The organism is Aestuariivirga sp. (genome assembly GCF_965227715.1).
Lineage (GTDB): Bacteria > Pseudomonadota > Alphaproteobacteria > Rhizobiales > Aestuariivirgaceae > Aestuariivirga.
Genome location: NZ_OZ245771.1, coordinates 76,534 through 93,186 on the forward strand (window position 1 = coordinate 76,534; position 16,653 = coordinate 93,186).

The window sequence follows — 16,653 nt, forward strand, 5'->3', positions numbered from 1 at the left end:
CGCGGGCGGTTAATAGATTTTGCAGGTCCGCGCATGCAGTTGAGTCGCGCGGGCCGCGGCTGGTGGGGTTTCAGGTGCTGGTGACGACAAGGTTTGCGCAAGGTGTTGCTGCGGTGCTCGTCACCGTACTGCTGTCGGGCTGTGCATCGAGCCTCATGGATGGCATCTGGGGCGATGACAGCAACAGCAGCAGTGCGGCTGCCAATTCCTCCGCCGCTCTCACGGGCGGTGTGGCGCCCAACATGACAGCGGCCCAGGAGAATGTGGAGGTCGCCAAGCTCTATAATGAAGCGCTGGCCTCCCTGAACGACAATTCGCCCAAGACCGCGATCAAGCAGTTCGGTGAGGTCGAACGCAAATATCCCTATTCCAGCTACGCCACCCAGGCCATCCTGATGCAGTCCTATGCCTCCTACAGGCTGGGCAAATGGGATGATGCGATCATTGCTGCAAACCGTTTCATCACGCTGCACCCCGGCCATAAGGACGTAGGCTATGCCTATTACCTGGTGGCCATCTGCACCTATGACCAGATCGCCAACACCAAGCATGACCAGTCCGCCACGCTGAAGGCGCTGGCCGCTCTTGAGGAAGTCTCGCAGCGCTTCCCCGGCACCGCCTATGCCCAGGATGCGGCACAGAAGGTGACCGTGGCGCGCGACCATCTCGCTGGCAAGGAGATGGAGGTTGGCCGCTATTACTACCGCCAGAACGCCTATCTCGCCGGCATCAACCGCTTCAAGCGTGTGGTCACCGACTTCCGCAACACCAGCCAGACGCCGGAAGCCTTGTACAGGCTCACGGAAGGCTACATGGCGCTGGGCGTCCTTTCGGAGGCACAGACGGCGGCGGCGGTGCTGGGCACCAACTATCCCGACTCGCAGTGGTACAAGGACGCCTATCAGCTGGTCTCCAGCGACGGCAAGGCGCCAGAGGCCAATAGCGAATCCTGGATCTCCAAGGCCTTTGACAGCATCAACCCGATGTGATTTCCGGCTCTCGCCTGAGAGCCCGACTCCGCTATAGTCTGCCACCATGCTGACAGCGCTCTCCATTCGCGACATCGTCCTGATCGAGAAGCTCGATATCGCGCTCGACAAGGGACTGACCGTGCTGACCGGTGAAACCGGCGCCGGCAAATCCATCCTGCTCGATGCGCTGGGCCTTGCCCTGGGCGCGCGCGGGGACAGCTCTCTGGTGCGCTCAGGCGCCGAGCGTGGCGTGGTGACGGCGGCCTTCACGCTGCCCCGCGCACACCCGGCCTTCGCCATCCTCAAGGAACAGGGGATCGATGCTGAAGGCGAGCTCGTCATCCGCCGCATTCAGAACGCCGATGGCCCGAGCCGTGCTGCCATCAATGACCAGCCGGTGAGCCTGAACCTGCTGCGCCAGATCGCACTGGCGCTGGCCGAAATCCATGGTCAGCATGCTGACCGCGCGCTTGTCGATGTCTCCGCACACCGCCGCTTGCTTGATGCGTTCGGTGGCCATGAAGCGGATGTGAATGATGTCTCCGGCCTGTGGACGCGGGCGTCTGCCGCCGAAGAAGCGCTCTCCGCGCATCGCAGCCTGATGGAACGGGCGGAGGCGGAGCGCGATTACCTCGAACACGCGGCTGAGGAACTGCGGGCCCTCAACCCGATTGCAGGTGAGGAGGCAAAGCTTGCAGAGGCCCGGCAGATGATGATGTCTTCCGAACAATATGCCGATGCGCTGGGTGATGCCGAAGAGGCTCTGGCGGGAGACGGCACCTCGGTTGCCCGCCTCAACGCCGCACTGCGCAAGCTTGAGCGCCGCCGCGAGACAGCGGGCGGAAGGCTGGATCATGTCTGCGCTGCATTGGACCGCGTGCTGGCGGAGGTATCGGAAGCCGAGCGCGCCATTGGCGAGGCTCAGCGGGCCTTCGTCTTCGATCCCAAAGAGCTGGAGAAATCCGAAGAGCGGCTGTTTGCGCTTCGTGCGGCGGCGCGCAAATTCAAATGCACCGTCGACACGCTGGCCGATGTGCGAGAGCGCTTCGAGAATGAGCTCAAGGCCCTGACCGATGGCGGCGGCCGCCTGAAGGCGCTGGAGCAAGCCTTCAAGGTGGCACGCGAGGCCTATGATGCCGCGGCGGAGAAGCTCTCCAACAAGCGCCGCAAGACGGCGAAAGCACTGGACAAGGCGGTGCTGGCGGAATTGCCGCCGCTCAAGCTCGAGCGGGCGCGCTTCGAAACCGCACTCGATACCGATGCCGGAAAGCCCGGACCAACCGGCATCGACCGCATCGAATTCATGGTGGCGGCCAACCCCGGAACGCCACTGGCGCCCTTGATGAAAGTTGCCTCCGGGGGTGAGCTTGCGCGGTTCATGCTGGCGCTCAAGGTGATCCTTGCCTCCAAGGGCTCCGCCCCGACGCTGGTCTTCGACGAGATCGATACCGGCGTGGGCGGTGCTGTTGCCGATGCGATTGGCGCGAGGCTTTCGCGGCTTGCGGACAATCTTCAGGTGCTTGCCGTCACCCACAGCCCGCAGGTGGCCGCCAGGGCCTCTCAGCACATGCTGATTTCGAAGATGGAGGAGGTTGCCTCCAAATCGAAACGCATGGTGACCAGGGTGCAGCCCCTGTCTCCGCAAAGCCGGCGGGAGGAAGTGGCCCGCATGCTGTCCGGCGCGCAGGTGACGGAGGCCGCGCGCGCCCAAGCCGACGAGTTGCTGGGGGCCAAGGGCTGAACCATGGCGAAGAAGCCTCTCACCCCCGTCGAGGACCTGACACTTCTCGAGGCCTCAGCCGAACTCGCAGCGCTTGCAAGCGAGATCGCCATTCATGACCGCGCCTATTACGAGCATGACGAGCCCAGCATTTCGGATTCGGATTATGATGCGCTCCGCCTGCGCAACGAGGCGATCGAGGCGCGCTTTCCGGAGCTGATCCGTGAGGATTCGCCCTCACGCCGGGTTGGTGCTGTTGCGGCGGAGAAATTCGCCAAGGTGCGCCATGCGGTGCCCATGCTTTCCCTCTCCAACGGTTTCGCAGAAGAGGACGCGCGCGATTTCGTAGGGCGCATCCGGCGCTTTCTGAACCTCGATGATGGGGAGGCGGTGGACATCACCGCCGAGCCCAAGATCGATGGCCTGTCGATTTCGCTGCGCTACGAGAACAGGAAGCTGGTGCAGGCCGCAACCCGGGGTGATGGCTTTGAAGGCGAGAATGTCACCGCCAATGTGATGACCATCGCCGATGTGCCGAAGCGCCTCCACGGCAAGGCGCCGGAGCTGATCGAGATCCGTGGTGAAATCTACATGTCCCACAAGGATTTCGCGGCGCTGAATGCGCGGCAGGCCGAAGCGGGGGAGAAGATCTTTGCGAACCCGCGCAATGCCGCCGCAGGCTCCTTGCGCCAGCTCGACTCCTCGATTACCGCCGCGCGTCCCTTGCGGTTCTTCGCCTATGCCTGGGGCGAGGCGCCGGAGCTTCCCGCCAAGACGCAGATGGGCGTGATCGAGGCTTTCGCCAGCTGGGGCCTTCCCACCAATCCGCTGATGAAGCTTTGCCACACGGTCGAAGAGCTTTTGGCGCAGTACCGGCTGATTGAGAGCCAGCGTGCGGAACTTGGCTATGACATTGATGGCGTCGTCTACAAGGTGAACCGGCTGGACTGGCAGCAGCGGCTGGGCTTTGTCTCAAGAAGTCCGCGCTGGGGGCTTGCCCATAAATTCTCCGCCGAGAAGGCGACGACGGTTCTGGAGAAGATCGACATTCAGGTTGGGCGCACCGGTGCTCTCACGCCTGTGGCGCGGTTGAAGCCCGTCACCGTCGGCGGCGTGGTCGTGACCAATGCAACGCTTCACAATGAGGATGAGATCGCCCGGAAAGATATCCGCGAAGGCGATACGGTGACCGTACAGCGCGCGGGCGACGTGATCCCGCAGGTTCTGGGCTTTGTTCCTGAGAAGCCGCGCGGCGCAAAGCCATATGAATTTCCGCATGAATGCCCAGTCTGCCATTCCCATGCGGTGCGTGAGGAACGCGCGGGCGGAAAGCTCGATGCGGTGCGCCGCTGCACCGGCGGCCTCATCTGTGCGGCGCAGAGGGTCGAGCGCCTGAAGCACTTCGCCTCGCGCAATGCCTTCGACATTGAAGGGCTGGGGGACAAGATCATCGCAGAATTCTACGCCGATGAGCTGATCCAGTGGCCGCATGACATTTTCACGCTGGAGGCGCGGGACGCCAAGTCGCTGAAGCGCCTGAAGGACCGCGAAGGCTGGGGGTCCCAAAGCGTGGCCAAGCTGTTCGAGGCCATTGATGCGCGGCGGACGATCGCCCTGGACCGCTTCATCTTTGCATTGGGCATCCGCCATGTGGGGGAGACGACGGCCCGCGCGCTCGCCCGCGCCTATGCGACGGCCGATCATTTCCGCGAACAGATGATCGCCGCCGCCGGCATGGAAGGCGAGGCCTGGGACGAGTTGAACGGCATTGACGGCATCGGCGAGGTGGTGGCCGAGGCCGTGGTCCAGTTCTTCGGCGAGCAGCACAATCGGGACGTGGTGAACGAGCTTCTGAAGCACGTGACCGTCACCTCGCTCGAAGCGCGCAGCACAAGCTCGCCCGTGGCCGGCAAGACGGTGGTGTTCACCGGTGCTTTGGAGCGGATGACGCGCGAGGAGGCGAAGGCCATGGCGGAACGGTTGGGTGCCAAGGTGTCCGGCTCCGTCTCCAAGAAGACTGATCTTCTGGTCGCTGGCCCCGGCGCCGGATCTAAGCTCAAGGAGGCTCAAAAGCATGGCGTCGAAGTCATTGATGAAGACGCCTGGTTTGCGCGGGTGGGGGAGGGGTGAGCTCCTGGCGCCGTGATTTTCTTGCCGGGGTGGCCGAGATTGCACCGGTGCTGGTGGCCGTCCTTCCGATCGGCCTTCTCTGGGGCACGCTCGCCACGGCCAAGGGCTTAAGCCCGTTCGAAGCCATACTGATGAGTGCAGTGGTCTTCGCCGGCTCGGCGCAGTTCGTGGCGCTGGAGATGTGGCGCGATCCCGTGCCGGTGCTGCTCCTCACCTTCACGGCGCTGATCGTGAACGTGCGCCATGTGCTGATGTCGGCATCGCTCTCCCGCCATATCGAAGGTATTCCGCGCGTGCTGCATCCGCTGGTCGCCTATCTGCTGGTTGACGAAAGCTGGGCGCTGGCGGAGCGGCGGGCGCTCACCACACCGATCACCCTGCCGTTTTATCTGGGTCTCACCCTGCCGCTTCTGTTCTCCTGGCTCATCAGCACGGGGCTTGGCGCTTTTCTTGGCCGCACACTGGGTGACCCTTCGGCGATCGGCCTCGACTTTGCCTTTTCGGCCCTGTTCATCGCCATTCTCATGGGCTTCTGGAAGGGCCGCAGCACGGCGGGTGTGCTGGCGGCGAGCGGTGCAGTCGCGGCGGGCGTGCATCTTCTGGCGGACGGCCCCTGGTATATCGTGGCGGGCGGCCTTGCGGGTGCCGCCTACGCCGCCGCCACATGGTCCCCGGAGGAGGCCGCATGAGCAGCAGCGCCGCCATACTGGCCATCATCGGCATGGGGCTTGCGACCTACGCCACACGCCTGTCGGGCTTCTATCTGCTCCGGGGGCTCAATGTGTCCGGCCCCCTCAAGGCCGCGCTCGATGCGCTACCGCCTGCCGTTCTGATGGCGGTGATCGCGCCCGTGATCCTGACCACGGGCCTCGCCGAAACCATTGCCGCCGCCATCACCGCCCTGGCCGGCTTTTTCCGTCTGCCGCTCGCCGTCACCATTCTGATCGGCATCGTCAGCGTCGTTCTGCTCCGCTGGGCATTCCAGCCCGGGTAATCGATATCATCCGTTGACGCGACCCTTTCAGCTTGCACGTCATTTCCGCTGCACGCTATCCGTGTTTCAGCAGCTGTTTTCGCTGTTACTACAGGGGAGCGTCGGGGAATGTCCGTGGGCAAGATCAAGGTTTTTGCGTCAACCAGCTTCAATCGCCGCCGCATCCTTCAGCTGTTGGGAAAATCCGCGCAAAGAAAGGGACATGACTGCGAGATTGTCGAGGGCTTCGATTACAGTGAATGCGAGGTCGCCGTCGTCTGGGGATTGCCGAAGCAGAAACGGGGGGAAAGCAAGGCCTCTGCCACACGCCAGAAGCTCCGCCATGGCGTTTTCGAACAGCACCGAGGGGGGCTCGTCGTGGTGGAGGCGCCAGTGATAGGGCGCCGGGTCCAACCCTTGCGGGAGAGGCCCAAGCTCATCAGCAAGATCTTTCCCGATGCCGCGCCGTGGACCAAAATGCTGTTCCCGCAGGCCAAGGCCAACACGGACAGATTTGCGCATTACAGAATCGGCTTCGGCGGCTTCCCGGATGACGGCGGGCTGGCTCTGGGTCCCTTCTGCGCTGGACGCTGGCAGTCACTCTCCCGGAAGCTTGGCCTGCCTGACGTCAGCCCATACCGGAAGACAGGTCAGCACATCCTCGTCATCGGCCAGGTGCCGGGGGATGCCTCTCTTCGTGGCACAGACATCAACCAGTGGGTACTGAACAGCTGCAGGCAGCTTCGCAGCCTGACGGATCGGCCCATCATCGTGCGGCCCCATCCGCTGGCGGCGGATTTCGCGGCGAACGGGCTGCCCGGGAAGCTCTCCGCGATCGGTGTGGAGATCGATGATATTTCCCGGCCGCTCACCGCCAGCCTGGCGGGCGCCTGGTCCGTCGTCACTTATTCGTCCGGCGCAGCGGTTGATGCGCTGATTGCCGGCATTCCGGCCATCTCTATCTCGCCTGCAAGCTTCGCGTGGGAGGTGACCGACCATGCGCTCGAATGCGCGCTCGATCCGACGCTGTTCGAACGCGGCCCGTGGCTGGAGACGATCGCGGCCACGCAATGGTGTGAAGACGAGATCGCCAGAGGCGATGTTTGGGAGCCGTTACTCAAGGCCCTGGCTGCCGGTGTTCCTGGCAGATCCGCAGCGCAGGCGGCCGCCTGAACGTCCAGCCCAGTAGGTCATCCTTCACACCGGCGCGCAGGCCCGCTTGAGCCAGGCCAGCTCTTCACCTTCGAGATGGTCTCCCACCTCCTTCAGCACCCGGGCGTGATAGGTGTTGAGCCAGGCACGTTCATCGTCTGAAAGAAGCATCGAGGCAATCAGGCGCCGGTCGATGGGGGCAAGCGTCAGCGTTTCGAAGCCGAGCATCGGACGGTCTCCGCCGTCCAGCGGCTTTGCCTCCTGCACCATCACCAGATTTTCGATGCGGATGCCGTATTCGCCCTCCTTATAGTAACCAGGCTCGTTCGAGAGGATCATGCCTGGCTCGAGCGCCGTGCGGTCCGACTTGTTGATGCGGGCAGGGCCTTCATGCACAGAAAGATAGGCGCCAACCCCGTGGCCCGTGCCGTGGTCGAAGTCGAGCCCCGCTGCCCACAGATGCTGCCTAGCCAGAACATCGAGCTGGGAGCCGCAGGTGCCTTTCGGAAAGCGGATGCGCGAAAGTCCTATCATGCCTTTCAGAACGCGCGTGAAGCGGTCTTTCATCTCAGGCGTGGGGGTGCCGATGATCACCGTGCGCGTGATGTCCGTCGTCCCGTCAATATATTGCGCGCCGGAATCGACCAGGTAGATTTCATCCTGGCCGAGGCTGGCGTTCGACTCCTCCTCCACATGGTAATGCGGAATTGCCGCATGAGGACCCGCGGCGGAGATTGTCTCGAAGGAGAGGTCCTTCAACTCGCCCGTCTCTTCCCGGAACTCCTGAAGCTTGGCCGCGACAGAGAGCTCGGTCAGGGCGCTTGAGGGGTCGGTGTGCTCCAGCCAGCACAGGAAGCGCGTGACCGCCACACCGTCACGCGCCTGGGCATTGCGCGCGCCCTGCTGCTCGGCCTTGTTCTTGCGTGCCTTGGGAAGGGACACAGGATCGGCACCAAGGGCCACTTGCGCCTTGGCGCGGTGCAGCACCTCGCGGATGCGCTCCGGCGTTGCAGACGCATCGATCAGAACCTTTGATTTCGCCTTGCCCAGTGCCTTGAGCGCAGCTTCAATCTCCTTGGACGGACGAATATCGGCGATGGGCTTCAGATGTGCCGCCACCTCTTCGGTGATCTTCTCCTTCGCGATGAAGATCTGCGCCTTGCCCTTGCGCGGAAGGATGACATAGGCCGCGACCACCGGCGTGTGCGGAACATCGAAGCCGCGCAGGTTAAAGAGCCAGGAAACCGAATCCGGCTGCGTGAGCACAACCGCATCATTGCTGCCAAGTGCCGCCCGGATGTCCTTCAGCTTCTCCGCCGCCGTCCGCCCCGCAAATTGCGTGGGCTGCGTTGCAAGAGCGGCTGAGGGCCGCCGTGGCTGGTCCGCCCAGACGGCATCGATCGGGTTCGACTCCAGTGCCACGAATTCCGCCCCCACCCCCTCGCAGGCCGCACGCAGACGCTGGGCCTGGTCGGCGGTGACGAGCCATGGGTCGAAACCAAGCCGGTCACCCGCTTTGAGGTTCTTGCCGATCCAGGCGGCGGGCGGCTGCTCCATCAGATGAAAGGGTGCGAAAATCTTCTCATCCACCTGCTGGCGCACCTGGATCACATAGCGCCCATCCACAAAGATCGCCGCCTTCTTCAACGTCACGATCGCAATCCCCGCGCTGCCGCGGAAATTCGTCAGCCAGCGCAACCGCTCGGCATAGGCCGGGACATATTCGCCCTGAAATTCATCGGCCCGCGGAACGAAAAATCCAGTGAGTTTACGGCGCTTCAGCTCGGCCCGGAGAAGGGCGACACGGCTGCGATGGGAGAGGGATTGAGACATCTGAGTGAATTAGCCTGCGTCCGGCGGGGCGACAAGAGCGGGATCACTTCCCTAGCGGAAATTTCAACCATAAGCTACAAATCTTCCGAATTGAGCGTGAGGATTCAGCATGTTCACGGTGCTCGGCCTAGCGAGAATCAGAGGGGCCGCGGCTTTGTCGCTCCTGTGCGTATTTCTGTTCCAGCTCTGCTACAGCGCAGCACCGGTCTATCTGTCGCAAGTAATGGCGAACAATCCGGCGCCAGAAGAGGCGGCACGCGCCATCGTGACTTTTCTTGTGCTCTACTTTTTGCCAAACCCGATCACCTATGTGGCCGCTCTGCTGCGCGTGTTGTGGCTGGTCGGAGCGCGGCGCGCCTTCTATGAGGCAGTCTATCGCCGGACATTCCGCAGAATTCCACTAGCCAGCAGCCGGGAAGCAGAAAAATCCTTCGCCACGATCGTTTCGGCCAGTGGCCAGCAGCTTCTGGAAGATTGTTTTTTCTTTGCAAATGGAAGCGCATCGCTTCTGTTCTCATCTCTGCTCTCGGTAACTTTCATTTCTGTCTTCGTGCTCAGAGATTTCGTGTTTGCCTATCTCGTGAGTGCGGCTCTCTGCGGGTTGATCATCTGGAAGCTGGGACCCTGGCAGGTGCGCGTGGCCGCCGCGCTGGAGAAGTCCTACAATAAGTTCATCAGTGCCCTGCCAGACGGATGGCTGGCGAACAGCCTGGGCGATGCCGCGGTCATGACCGACTACAGGAAGATTTTTGCCAGGCGCTGGCGGGTCAATGGCAGGCTTGCATTGACCGCCGCCAATGCCTTCCGGTCATTTGATCTGCTTCAGGCCATCTGCATATGGGCCCCCGCCTCAATTGTCATTCTCATTGCGTTACAATCAATGAGCGCCAGCGGCATGATTGCGCTCGCCGTTGTTCTGCCGCGCCTCACCGAGACACTCCTCGATATCTCGGGCCTTGTTTCCAATCTCACCGATTACTTGGCGCTCAAGGGCAGGGTTGCCTGGCTGAACAACGCTCTCATCGAAAGGGAAGTGGATCTTGCGGGCCGGATCGACCTGCGCAAGCTTCATCTGAAACGGAAAGAAAACGGGCAGTGGCAGGAACAGCCGTTTACCAGTGTGGAAGACCTGGCTGCGCTCTGCCGCGGCGCTGGCCGCTTTGCCATCACGGGCCCCAACGGTTCGGGCAAGACATCGGTTATGCTCTTGCTCAAGAGCGTGTTCGGCGAGCAGGCGATCTATCTGCCCGCTCAAGCCTTTCTCTTTCCGGTCATTTCGGCGCGGCTTTCGACAGGGCAGCGCAAACTGCGTGAGCTTCGCAGGACGCTTGCCCTGCCGCGCGAGACGCATCACGTGTTGCTGCTGGACGAGTGGGACGCGAATCTGGATCCCGCCAACTGCGAGGCACTGTCGCTACGGCTTGATGAATTGTCCCAAACGCTGATGATCATCGAAGTCAGCCACCGGCAGAGCAAGTTGACTGCGCCCGATCCCCTCACATCCTGAGGATGATCCGCCCCTCGACCTTGGGTGCCACCGTTTTCTGCTTGGTGATGTAGACCATCACGTCATTGGCCATCAGCTTGCCGTCGCGGGCGCCGAGGAGGGGTTTGGCCGTGACGAGGGCGGTGTAGCCGTCGCCGCCCTTTGCCATATAGTCGTTGGTGGCGAGGGTGTAAGTGGCGGTGAGGTCGAGGGGCCGGCCGCCGACTGTCACCGCGCTCACGCGCTGGCCTGGCGGCTGGGTGAGGTCCGCGGTGAAGATGAGGCCTGAGACTTGCGGGAAGCGGCCGGCGGCGTTGGCGGCGTCACTCACGCCATTCTCGAGTGCGGATTTGATGGTGGCACCAGTCACCTCAAGCTTCACCGTGCGGTTTCCGAAGGGGAGTTCGGTGAGGATGTCACGGCGGGTAATCTCGGCACCTGCCGCATACTGCGTGTTGCCGCGGATGCCACCGCCATTGAGGATCGCGGCATCAGCACCCGTTGTGGCGCGGATTGCATCGGTGATCAGATTGCCGATGGCGGCCTCACGCATTCTGACCGTGCCCTTGCGGCTGTCGAGCGGCTCCGTGGTGGTGCCAATGGCGACGTTCAGATCCTTATCGAGTTCGGCATTATAGGCGTCTATTTGCGCCTGCGTTTCCGGATCGGGGGTGACGGTTGCCGTGTCAATCACGCGGAAGTCCGGCCACCAGGCAATGCTCCGCTTGCCGTCCTTCTCCTCGACGTCGACCGTCACGTCGATTGCGGTCACGTAATTCGCCTCGGTCATGGATTCCGCCAGCACCGTGTTGCCGTCAAAAAGAAGGGCGAGGTCATGATCGTCACCCGAGAGGATGATGTCGAAGTCGCCACTCTGATAGAGCTTCATGTCCACCTCGCGGTCGGCATGCGCCACGGCCACGATGAGGTCTGCCCCTTCGGCCTTCAGATCCTTGGCGCGGGCCAGCGCCGTTTCGAATGTGTCAGCAAAGACGAGGCCGGGGCCGGGGCTGGACTTCTCCTGCGCGTCATCCGCGGTGAGACCGACGAAGCCGATTTTCAGGCCACCAATGGTACGGAGTTCGGTGTCCTTGATGCCATCCACGGGCAGGCCTCCGGCTGTGCGGAGGTTGGCGGCAAAGACCGGAAACTTGGCTTCGGCCATGCGCTTCAGGAACACGGCTTCGCCAAAGTCATATTCATGGTTGCCCGGCGTGAAGATGTCGGGCGGCGCCAGGTTGGTGAGGGCGATGGTGTGCTCGCCCTGATCGAGGCCGGAGAGCAGCGACGGAGAGATCAGGTCGCCTGCATGGGCGTAGATCACATTGCCGCCTTTTGCACGTTCGGCCTTCACCACGGCATTGAGGCGCGCAAAGCCTCCGCGCGGGCCATCATTATCGATGCGGTAGATGTCATTGGTCAGCAGGAAGGTGAGGCGGGTGGTTTCGGCACCCGCAGGCATGATGAAAGTTGCGGACAGGAGCAGTGCTGCAATCAGGCTGCGGCTGAGGGAATGCATGGCTTTCTCCGTAAAGCGGTTTTCAGAATTTATTCCAGTTAACCGGCGGGGCCGCTCGAGCCTGCAACTGTAATTCACCTTGCAACTCTAGGCCAACTCCGACATATATTCCTCATCGAAAACTGGGCCGGACGATTGGCGGCTTCGCTACCCGCCGGGACGCGCACGCAAGACTCCTCCACTTCTCGAGAGACTGGTCCTGGCGTGACATCAGTCACCACGCCGCCGCCGAAGCAGACATTCCAACGTAAGGACGACCCCCATGAATACGGGCACCGTGAAGTGGTTCAACGAGCAGAAGGGCTATGGTTTCATCCAGCCCGACAATGGCAGCACGGACATTTTCGTGCATATCTCCGCCGTGGAGCGTGCAGGCTTCCGCACGCTGCAGGAAGGGCAGAAGCTGTCCTTCGAGGTGGTGACGGACAAGCGCACTGGCCGCAGCTCCGCAGGGAACCTCACCGCCGCCTGATCCACTGCCTGCGGACTCCCCTTCATGCCCGGTCGAAAGGCCGGGCATTTTCTTTGTCTTGGTTTTGCTGCAGTGCACAATTTGAGCAGAAGCTATCCATGCACTCAGGTCATGCAAATTGCTCAAAAGCGACGCTTGAGAGTGCGATTCAGACTGGTTAACGCCGATTAATTTCTTCGGCCGAAATAAGGCACTTCTCGCAATAAAAGCGTCGTAATCCGGCATTAGACAAGCTGCGTATCAGAGGTCTTCGTGGGGTTTGTTGCGGATTTAGAGCTATGCGTTTGATGCATGATTGAGACGCAAAGCTGTGTCTGGATCGTATTGCAACTGCGCACTATATGGCAGAGCAACAGTGCAGTGCACAAATAACACCCTCGAAAAATCGCAAATGCCCGCTGATCGGGCAGGGTTTTGAGAGATGAGCAGGAGAATGAATATGTCGACGATCACTTACGGCCGCGAAGCCGTCCGCAACGAAGGTTTCAGCATGGGCACGGGCCTTGTCGGCCGCGTAAAGAGCTACCTCGCGCGCAGCCGCGCCGAGCGCCAGCTCGCCCAGCTTGATGACCGGCTTCTGGCCGACATCGGCATGAAGCGTTCCGAAATCACCAAGATGGTCTGGGGCAACTAAGCCGAAACTAGACGTCCAACTCCCAGCCGGCTCCGCGTGGGCTGGCGAAGCTGAAGCGCCCGGGTGTCCTCCCTCCCGGGCGCTTTCGCTTTTTGGGCCTGGTGAACACCAGGCTCGCCCAGTTTCCCCTGCAGATCCGGGCTTCCAGCGCCAGGCCACGGCTTTCGTAAGTGGCTTCGATCCAGCGAATCTGCTCCAGCGTCAGGCCGGAAAGAATGAGTTCTCCCCCTGGCGCCAACGCCCGGGACAGGCCAGTTGAGAGCGCAACCAGTGGCCTTGCGAGAATATTGGCGAAGATCAGGTCGTAAGGCGCGGCCGCGGCAATCCGCGGGTGGCTGAGGCCTGCGGCCACAAAGCTCGAGACCAGCGGCTTCACGCCATTCAATGCCGCATTGCCGAGCGTCACCCGCACGGCCTCGCGGTCTATGTCGCTGGCGAGGGCAGGGCGGCCCGTGGCCTTGGCAGCGGCTATGGCGAGAACGCCCGTGCCGCAGCCCACATCCAGAATGGTGCGGGGGCTCCGGCGCTTCAGTATCCGGTCAAGCGCCATCAGGCACCCTTCCGTCGTGCCGTGGTGGCCGGTGCCAAAGGCAGTCCCAGCGTCAATTTCCAGCGCGATGCCCCCCGGCCGCCGCCGGTGCCGGTCATGCGAGCCATGGAGGAAGAACCGGCCCGCGCTCACGGGGGCGAGGCCCTCGAGGGATTGCCGCACCCAATCCTGCTGTGGCATGGGCGCGATCACGCCCTTGGACAAAGCGCTGATGCCGCGTGCGTCTTCCGCGTCCTCCTCGCTCGCGAAATAGAGGGAAACCTCCCACAGCCCGCGAGCCTCATCTGTCTCATTGATGGTGATGGCAAGCGGATCGACCACGAAACTCTCTTCCATGGCGGAGGCAAGCTCATTCGCGGCATCGTGGGTAAGGGCAGGAATGGTGAGTGTAAAGCGGGCTTCGGTCATGAAGGGCGTTTAGAAGATTTTGGCGCGCGAAAGAAGATGCCCTTTCACGCGCCGCTTATTCACGTCAATGGCACGATCTTGATTTCAACCCGGCGGTTCTGGGCGCGGCCTTCCGGGGTGGCGTTCGTGGCAATCGGGTCGTCCTGGCCCATGCCGATCGCCTGGAAGCGGTTGGGGTTGTTGCCCTGGGCGATCAGATAATCGGCAACCGAACCCGCGCGCGCTTCGGAGAGGCGCTGGTTATGGGCGGGGGTTCCGGTCGAATCGGTGTGGCCTGTCACGTCCACAAGGGTGCGGTTGAACTCGTTCAGCACGATCGCCACCGAATTCAGCGTGTCATAGAAGCGCGGCTTGATGGCGGACTGGTCAGTATCGAAGGTGATGTTCGAGGGCATGTTGAGGATGATGTCATCGCCCACGCGCGTGACCGAAACGCCCGTGCCGCGCAGCCGCTCACGCAATTTCGATTCCTGATTGTCCATGTAGAGGCCAACGCCGCCGCCGGCGAGCGCGCCCAGGCCTGCGCCCACAAGCATGGATTTGCGCGTGGAGGCGCTTGTCGTCTTGCCGATCACCAGGCCTGCTGCGGTGCCGAGAAGCGCGCCGGTTCCGGCGCCAATGGCGGTGTTGGAGATCTTCTGTTCACCGGTATAGGGGTCAGTCGAACAGGCGGCGAGGAAGGTGGCGGATGCCGCCACGGCAGCGAATTTGCGAAGCATGTTTATCCCGTTGCATCTTGCGCCCAATCCCCATGCGGATATGGCGGCAATAAGGTAAAGGGACGGTTTATTCGGCCGCTTCGAGGTTCTCGTCTTCCAGCAGAAATCCGCCGGACTGGCGCTGCCAGAGCGAGGCATAAAGCCCGCCCTTTTCGAGAAGCTGGCGGTGCGTTCCATCTTCCACCACGACACCCTTGTCCATGATGACGAGGCGATCCATCGCAGCAATCGTTGAAAGCCGGTGGGCCACGGCGATCACCGTCTTTCCCTCCATCAGGGAATAGAGATTTTCCTGGATCGCCTGTTCGACTTCCGAATCAAGGGCACTCGTCGCTTCGTCCAAAACCAGGATCGGCGCGTTTTTCAGCAGCACGCGGGTGATGGCGATCCTCTGGCGCTGCCCGCCGGAAAGCTTGACGCCGCGTTCACCAACATGCGCCTCGTATCCGCGCCGGCCCTGCGGATCCATCAATGAGGCGATGAATTCATCCGCATGGGCCTTGCGTGCCGCAGCCTCGATGTCCGCCATGGTCGCATCGGGCCTGCCGTAACGGATATTATCCGTCACCGAGCGATGGAGCAGGGAGGTGTCCTGCGTGACAACGCCAATCGCGGCGCGCAGCGAATCCTGCGTGACATGCGAGATGTCCTGACCGTCGATCAGGATGCGGCCTTTCTCGAGATCGTAGAATCGCAGCAGCAGATTGGTCAGCGTCGACTTGCCAGCGCCCGAGCGCCCGACGAGGCCCACCTTCTCGCCCGGCTTGATGGTGAGGCAGAGGTCTTCGAGGACCGGCCGGTCCTTCGCGCTGATGGGCTTGCCATAGTTGAAGGTCACATGGTCGAAGCGGATCGCCCCTTCCATCACCACCAGCGGTTTTGCGTCTTCGGCATCCTTGATGGACCGGTCGCGTGCGATGGTCTCAATCCCGTCCTGGATGACGCCGATATTCTCGAACAATCCGGCCACTTCCCAGATGATCCATTGCGACATGGCCTTGAGCCTCAGAGTAAGGCCCACGGCGAAGGCGATGGCGCCGGTCGAGATCTGGCCCTGGTGCCAGAGCCAGATCGCCATGGCGGACATGGTGAAGATCAGGATGCCGGAGAGAAGCTGCAGCGCCGTCGTCATCAGCGTTGACATGCGCATGGAGCGGTTGACCGTGTCGAGCATCCAGCCCATGCCCTCGCGCGCATAGCTGTCCTCGCGGTCGGCGTGGGCGAAGAGCTTGACGGTCGGGATGTTGGTATAGCTGTCCACCACGCGGCCGGTGACGAGGGAGCGCATGTCGGCCTGGTCCATCGAGAGCTTGCCGAGCTTCGGCACGAAGTACCAGCAGGCCGCCGCATAGCCCGCAAGCCAGATCAGGAGCGGGATCATCAGCCAGCGGTCGGCGGTTGCCACAAGAATCAGCGCGCCGATGAAATAGACCGCCACATAGACCAGCACCTCGGTGAACTTCATCACCGCGTCGCGCACGCCAAGTGCTGTCTGCATCACCTTGGTGGCAACGCGGCCCGCGAAATCATTGGTGAAGAAATCCATGGACTGGCGCAGCACATAGCGGTGCGCCACCCAGCGGATGCGCATGGCGTAATTGCCGCGCAAGCCCTGGTGGGAGAGAGCCTCGGAAAAGAAGTTGAGAAACGGAAGCAGGATCAGGGCGACAGCGCCCATGAACAACAGCGTCGAACCGTTGTCCTGCCAGAAGGTCGCGCGGTTGGCGCCCGTCAGCAGGTCCACCAGATGGCCGAGGAAGGCGAAGAGATAGACCTCGAGAAAAGCAATCACCGCGGAGAGCAGCGTGGCAGCCAGCAAAATGGGCCAGAAGGGCTTGGTGTAATGCCAGCAGAAAGCCAGGAAGCCCTTGGGGGGCATCTCGGGCTGCTCGGGCGGAAACGGCTCAACCAGCGTTTCGAGCCAGGTGAAAAAACGATCGATCACGAAAAAACTCCAGGCGCGCCAGGCGTGGGCGGCGCGCGCAAATTGCCCGCTGGCGCGTGTTCCGGCCAGGTTGAAGGATGAACCGGCTTATAGACCCTAAAAATCGGGCCGGAAAGGGGCGGCGGGGCAGGGTGGAACACA

Annotated in this window: 14 protein-coding genes; 9 read left to right on the top strand and 5 right to left on the bottom strand. The window is 62.2% G+C overall.

Annotated elements, in window-relative coordinates; genetic code table 11:
- The first annotated feature begins 80 nt into the window (after positions 1 to 80).
- The 6 genes from ACO06F_RS00335 to ACO06F_RS00360 all read left to right on the top strand — a co-directional run bounded on the left by ACO06F_RS00335 (position 81) and on the right by ACO06F_RS00360 (position 6,967).
- Positions 81 to 989, top strand: a complete 909-nt coding sequence (locus tag ACO06F_RS00335) for an outer membrane protein assembly factor BamD (protein WP_421694718.1) — start codon at positions 81 to 83, stop codon at positions 987 to 989.
- A gap of 46 nt (positions 990 to 1,035) precedes the next feature.
- Positions 1,036 to 2,712 carry a DNA repair protein RecN gene (gene recN, locus ACO06F_RS00340; protein ID WP_421694719.1) on the top strand — a complete coding sequence of 559 codons (1,677 nt, stop codon included), beginning with the start codon at positions 1,036 to 1,038 and terminating at the stop codon, positions 2,710 to 2,712.
- Between the two features lie 3 nt (positions 2,713 to 2,715).
- Positions 2,716 to 4,821, top strand: a complete 2,106-nt coding sequence (ligA, locus tag ACO06F_RS00345) for an NAD-dependent DNA ligase LigA (RefSeq protein WP_421694720.1) — start codon at positions 2,716 to 2,718, stop codon at positions 4,819 to 4,821.
- On the top strand, positions 4,818 to 5,510 hold the full coding sequence (locus ACO06F_RS00350) for an AzlC family ABC transporter permease (protein ID WP_421694721.1): 693 nt from the start codon (positions 4,818 to 4,820) through the stop codon (positions 5,508 to 5,510). The genes ligA and ACO06F_RS00350 overlap by 4 nt, the downstream gene beginning before the upstream one ends.
- The gene (locus tag ACO06F_RS00355; RefSeq protein ID WP_421694722.1) at positions 5,507 to 5,815 is read left to right on the top strand and encodes an AzlD family protein; all 309 of its coding nucleotides are present in this window, start codon (positions 5,507 to 5,509) and stop codon (positions 5,813 to 5,815) included. The genes ACO06F_RS00350 and ACO06F_RS00355 overlap by 4 nt, the downstream gene beginning before the upstream one ends.
- Positions 5,816 to 5,923: 108 nt before the next feature.
- Entirely contained in the window at positions 5,924 to 6,967 is a 1,044-nt protein-coding gene (locus tag ACO06F_RS00360; RefSeq protein WP_421694723.1) for a hypothetical protein, read from the top strand.
- A gap of 24 nt (positions 6,968 to 6,991) precedes the next feature.
- Here ACO06F_RS00360 and ACO06F_RS00365 read toward each other — a convergent pair whose 3' ends face one another.
- Positions 6,992 to 8,779, bottom strand: coding sequence for an aminopeptidase P family protein (locus tag ACO06F_RS00365; RefSeq protein ID WP_421694724.1), 1,788 nt, complete (start codon positions 8,777 to 8,779; stop codon positions 6,992 to 6,994).
- 109 nt (positions 8,780 to 8,888) lie between these two features.
- Here ACO06F_RS00365 and ACO06F_RS00370 point away from each other — a divergent pair, with 109 nt between their 5' ends.
- A complete protein-coding gene (locus tag ACO06F_RS00370) occupies positions 8,889 to 10,286 on the top strand; it encodes a hypothetical protein (protein ID WP_421694725.1) in 1,398 nt (465 codons plus the stop codon).
- Here ACO06F_RS00370 and ACO06F_RS00375 read toward each other — a convergent pair.
- Positions 10,276 to 11,784, bottom strand: coding sequence for a bifunctional metallophosphatase/5'-nucleotidase (locus tag ACO06F_RS00375; RefSeq protein ID WP_421694726.1), 1,509 nt, complete (start codon positions 11,782 to 11,784; stop codon positions 10,276 to 10,278). The genes ACO06F_RS00370 and ACO06F_RS00375 overlap by 11 nt on opposite strands.
- Positions 11,785 to 12,046: 262 nt before the next feature.
- Here ACO06F_RS00375 and ACO06F_RS00380 point away from each other — a divergent pair, with 262 nt between their 5' ends.
- Both ACO06F_RS00380 and ACO06F_RS00385 read left to right on the top strand, forming a co-directional pair.
- Positions 12,047 to 12,256, top strand: coding sequence for a cold-shock protein (locus ACO06F_RS00380; protein WP_421694727.1), 210 nt, complete (start codon positions 12,047 to 12,049; stop codon positions 12,254 to 12,256).
- A 439-nt stretch (positions 12,257 to 12,695) separates the two neighbouring features.
- Positions 12,696 to 12,890, top strand: coding sequence for a DUF1127 domain-containing protein (locus ACO06F_RS00385; RefSeq protein ID WP_421694728.1), 195 nt, complete (start codon positions 12,696 to 12,698; stop codon positions 12,888 to 12,890).
- Positions 12,891 to 12,897: 7 nt separating this feature from the next.
- On the opposite strand, the gene ACO06F_RS00390 is transcribed toward ACO06F_RS00385, so the two are convergent.
- The 3 genes from ACO06F_RS00390 to ACO06F_RS00400 form a co-directional block, all read right to left on the bottom strand.
- On the bottom strand, positions 12,898 to 13,848 hold the full coding sequence (locus ACO06F_RS00390; RefSeq protein ID WP_421694729.1) for a 50S ribosomal protein L11 methyltransferase: 951 nt from the start codon (positions 13,846 to 13,848) through the stop codon (positions 12,898 to 12,900).
- Positions 13,849 to 13,907: 59 nt separating this feature from the next.
- A complete protein-coding gene (locus tag ACO06F_RS00395; RefSeq protein WP_421694730.1) occupies positions 13,908 to 14,567 on the bottom strand; it encodes an OmpA family protein in 660 nt (219 codons plus the stop codon).
- Between the two features lie 67 nt (positions 14,568 to 14,634).
- Positions 14,635 to 16,446, bottom strand: coding sequence for an ABC transporter ATP-binding protein (locus tag ACO06F_RS00400; protein WP_421696591.1), 1,812 nt, complete (start codon positions 16,444 to 16,446; stop codon positions 14,635 to 14,637).
- Positions 16,447 to 16,653: the final 207 nt, after the last annotated feature.

What these genes read in the sequence shown, in the direction of transcription:
- recN (WP_421694719.1), top strand. Translation starts at nt 1,036, where the DNA reads ATGCTGACAGCGCTCTCCATTCGCGACATCGTCCTGATCGAGAAGCTC.
- ligA (WP_421694720.1), top strand. Translation starts at nt 2,716, where the DNA reads ATGGCGAAGAAGCCTCTCACCCCCGTCGAGGACCTGACACTTCTCGAG.
- ACO06F_RS00355 (WP_421694722.1), top strand. Translation starts at nt 5,507, where the DNA reads ATGAGCAGCAGCGCCGCCATACTGGCCATCATCGGCATGGGGCTTGCG.
- ACO06F_RS00360 (WP_421694723.1), top strand. Translation starts at nt 5,924, where the DNA reads ATGTCCGTGGGCAAGATCAAGGTTTTTGCGTCAACCAGCTTCAATCGC.
- ACO06F_RS00365 (WP_421694724.1), bottom strand. Translation starts at nt 8,779, where the DNA reads ATGTCTCAATCCCTCTCCCATCGCAGCCGTGTCGCCCTTCTCCGGGCC.
- ACO06F_RS00370 (WP_421694725.1), top strand. Translation starts at nt 8,889, where the DNA reads ATGTTCACGGTGCTCGGCCTAGCGAGAATCAGAGGGGCCGCGGCTTTG.
- ACO06F_RS00375 (WP_421694726.1), bottom strand. Translation starts at nt 11,784, where the DNA reads ATGCATTCCCTCAGCCGCAGCCTGATTGCAGCACTGCTCCTGTCCGCA.
- ACO06F_RS00380 (WP_421694727.1), top strand. Translation starts at nt 12,047, where the DNA reads ATGAATACGGGCACCGTGAAGTGGTTCAACGAGCAGAAGGGCTATGGT.
- ACO06F_RS00385 (WP_421694728.1), top strand. Translation starts at nt 12,696, where the DNA reads ATGTCGACGATCACTTACGGCCGCGAAGCCGTCCGCAACGAAGGTTTC.
- ACO06F_RS00390 (WP_421694729.1), bottom strand. Translation starts at nt 13,848, where the DNA reads ATGACCGAAGCCCGCTTTACACTCACCATTCCTGCCCTTACCCACGAT.
- ACO06F_RS00395 (WP_421694730.1), bottom strand. Translation starts at nt 14,567, where the DNA reads ATGCTTCGCAAATTCGCTGCCGTGGCGGCATCCGCCACCTTCCTCGCC.
- ACO06F_RS00400 (WP_421696591.1), bottom strand. Translation starts at nt 16,446, where the DNA reads ATGCCCCCCAAGGGCTTCCTGGCTTTCTGCTGGCATTACACCAAGCCC.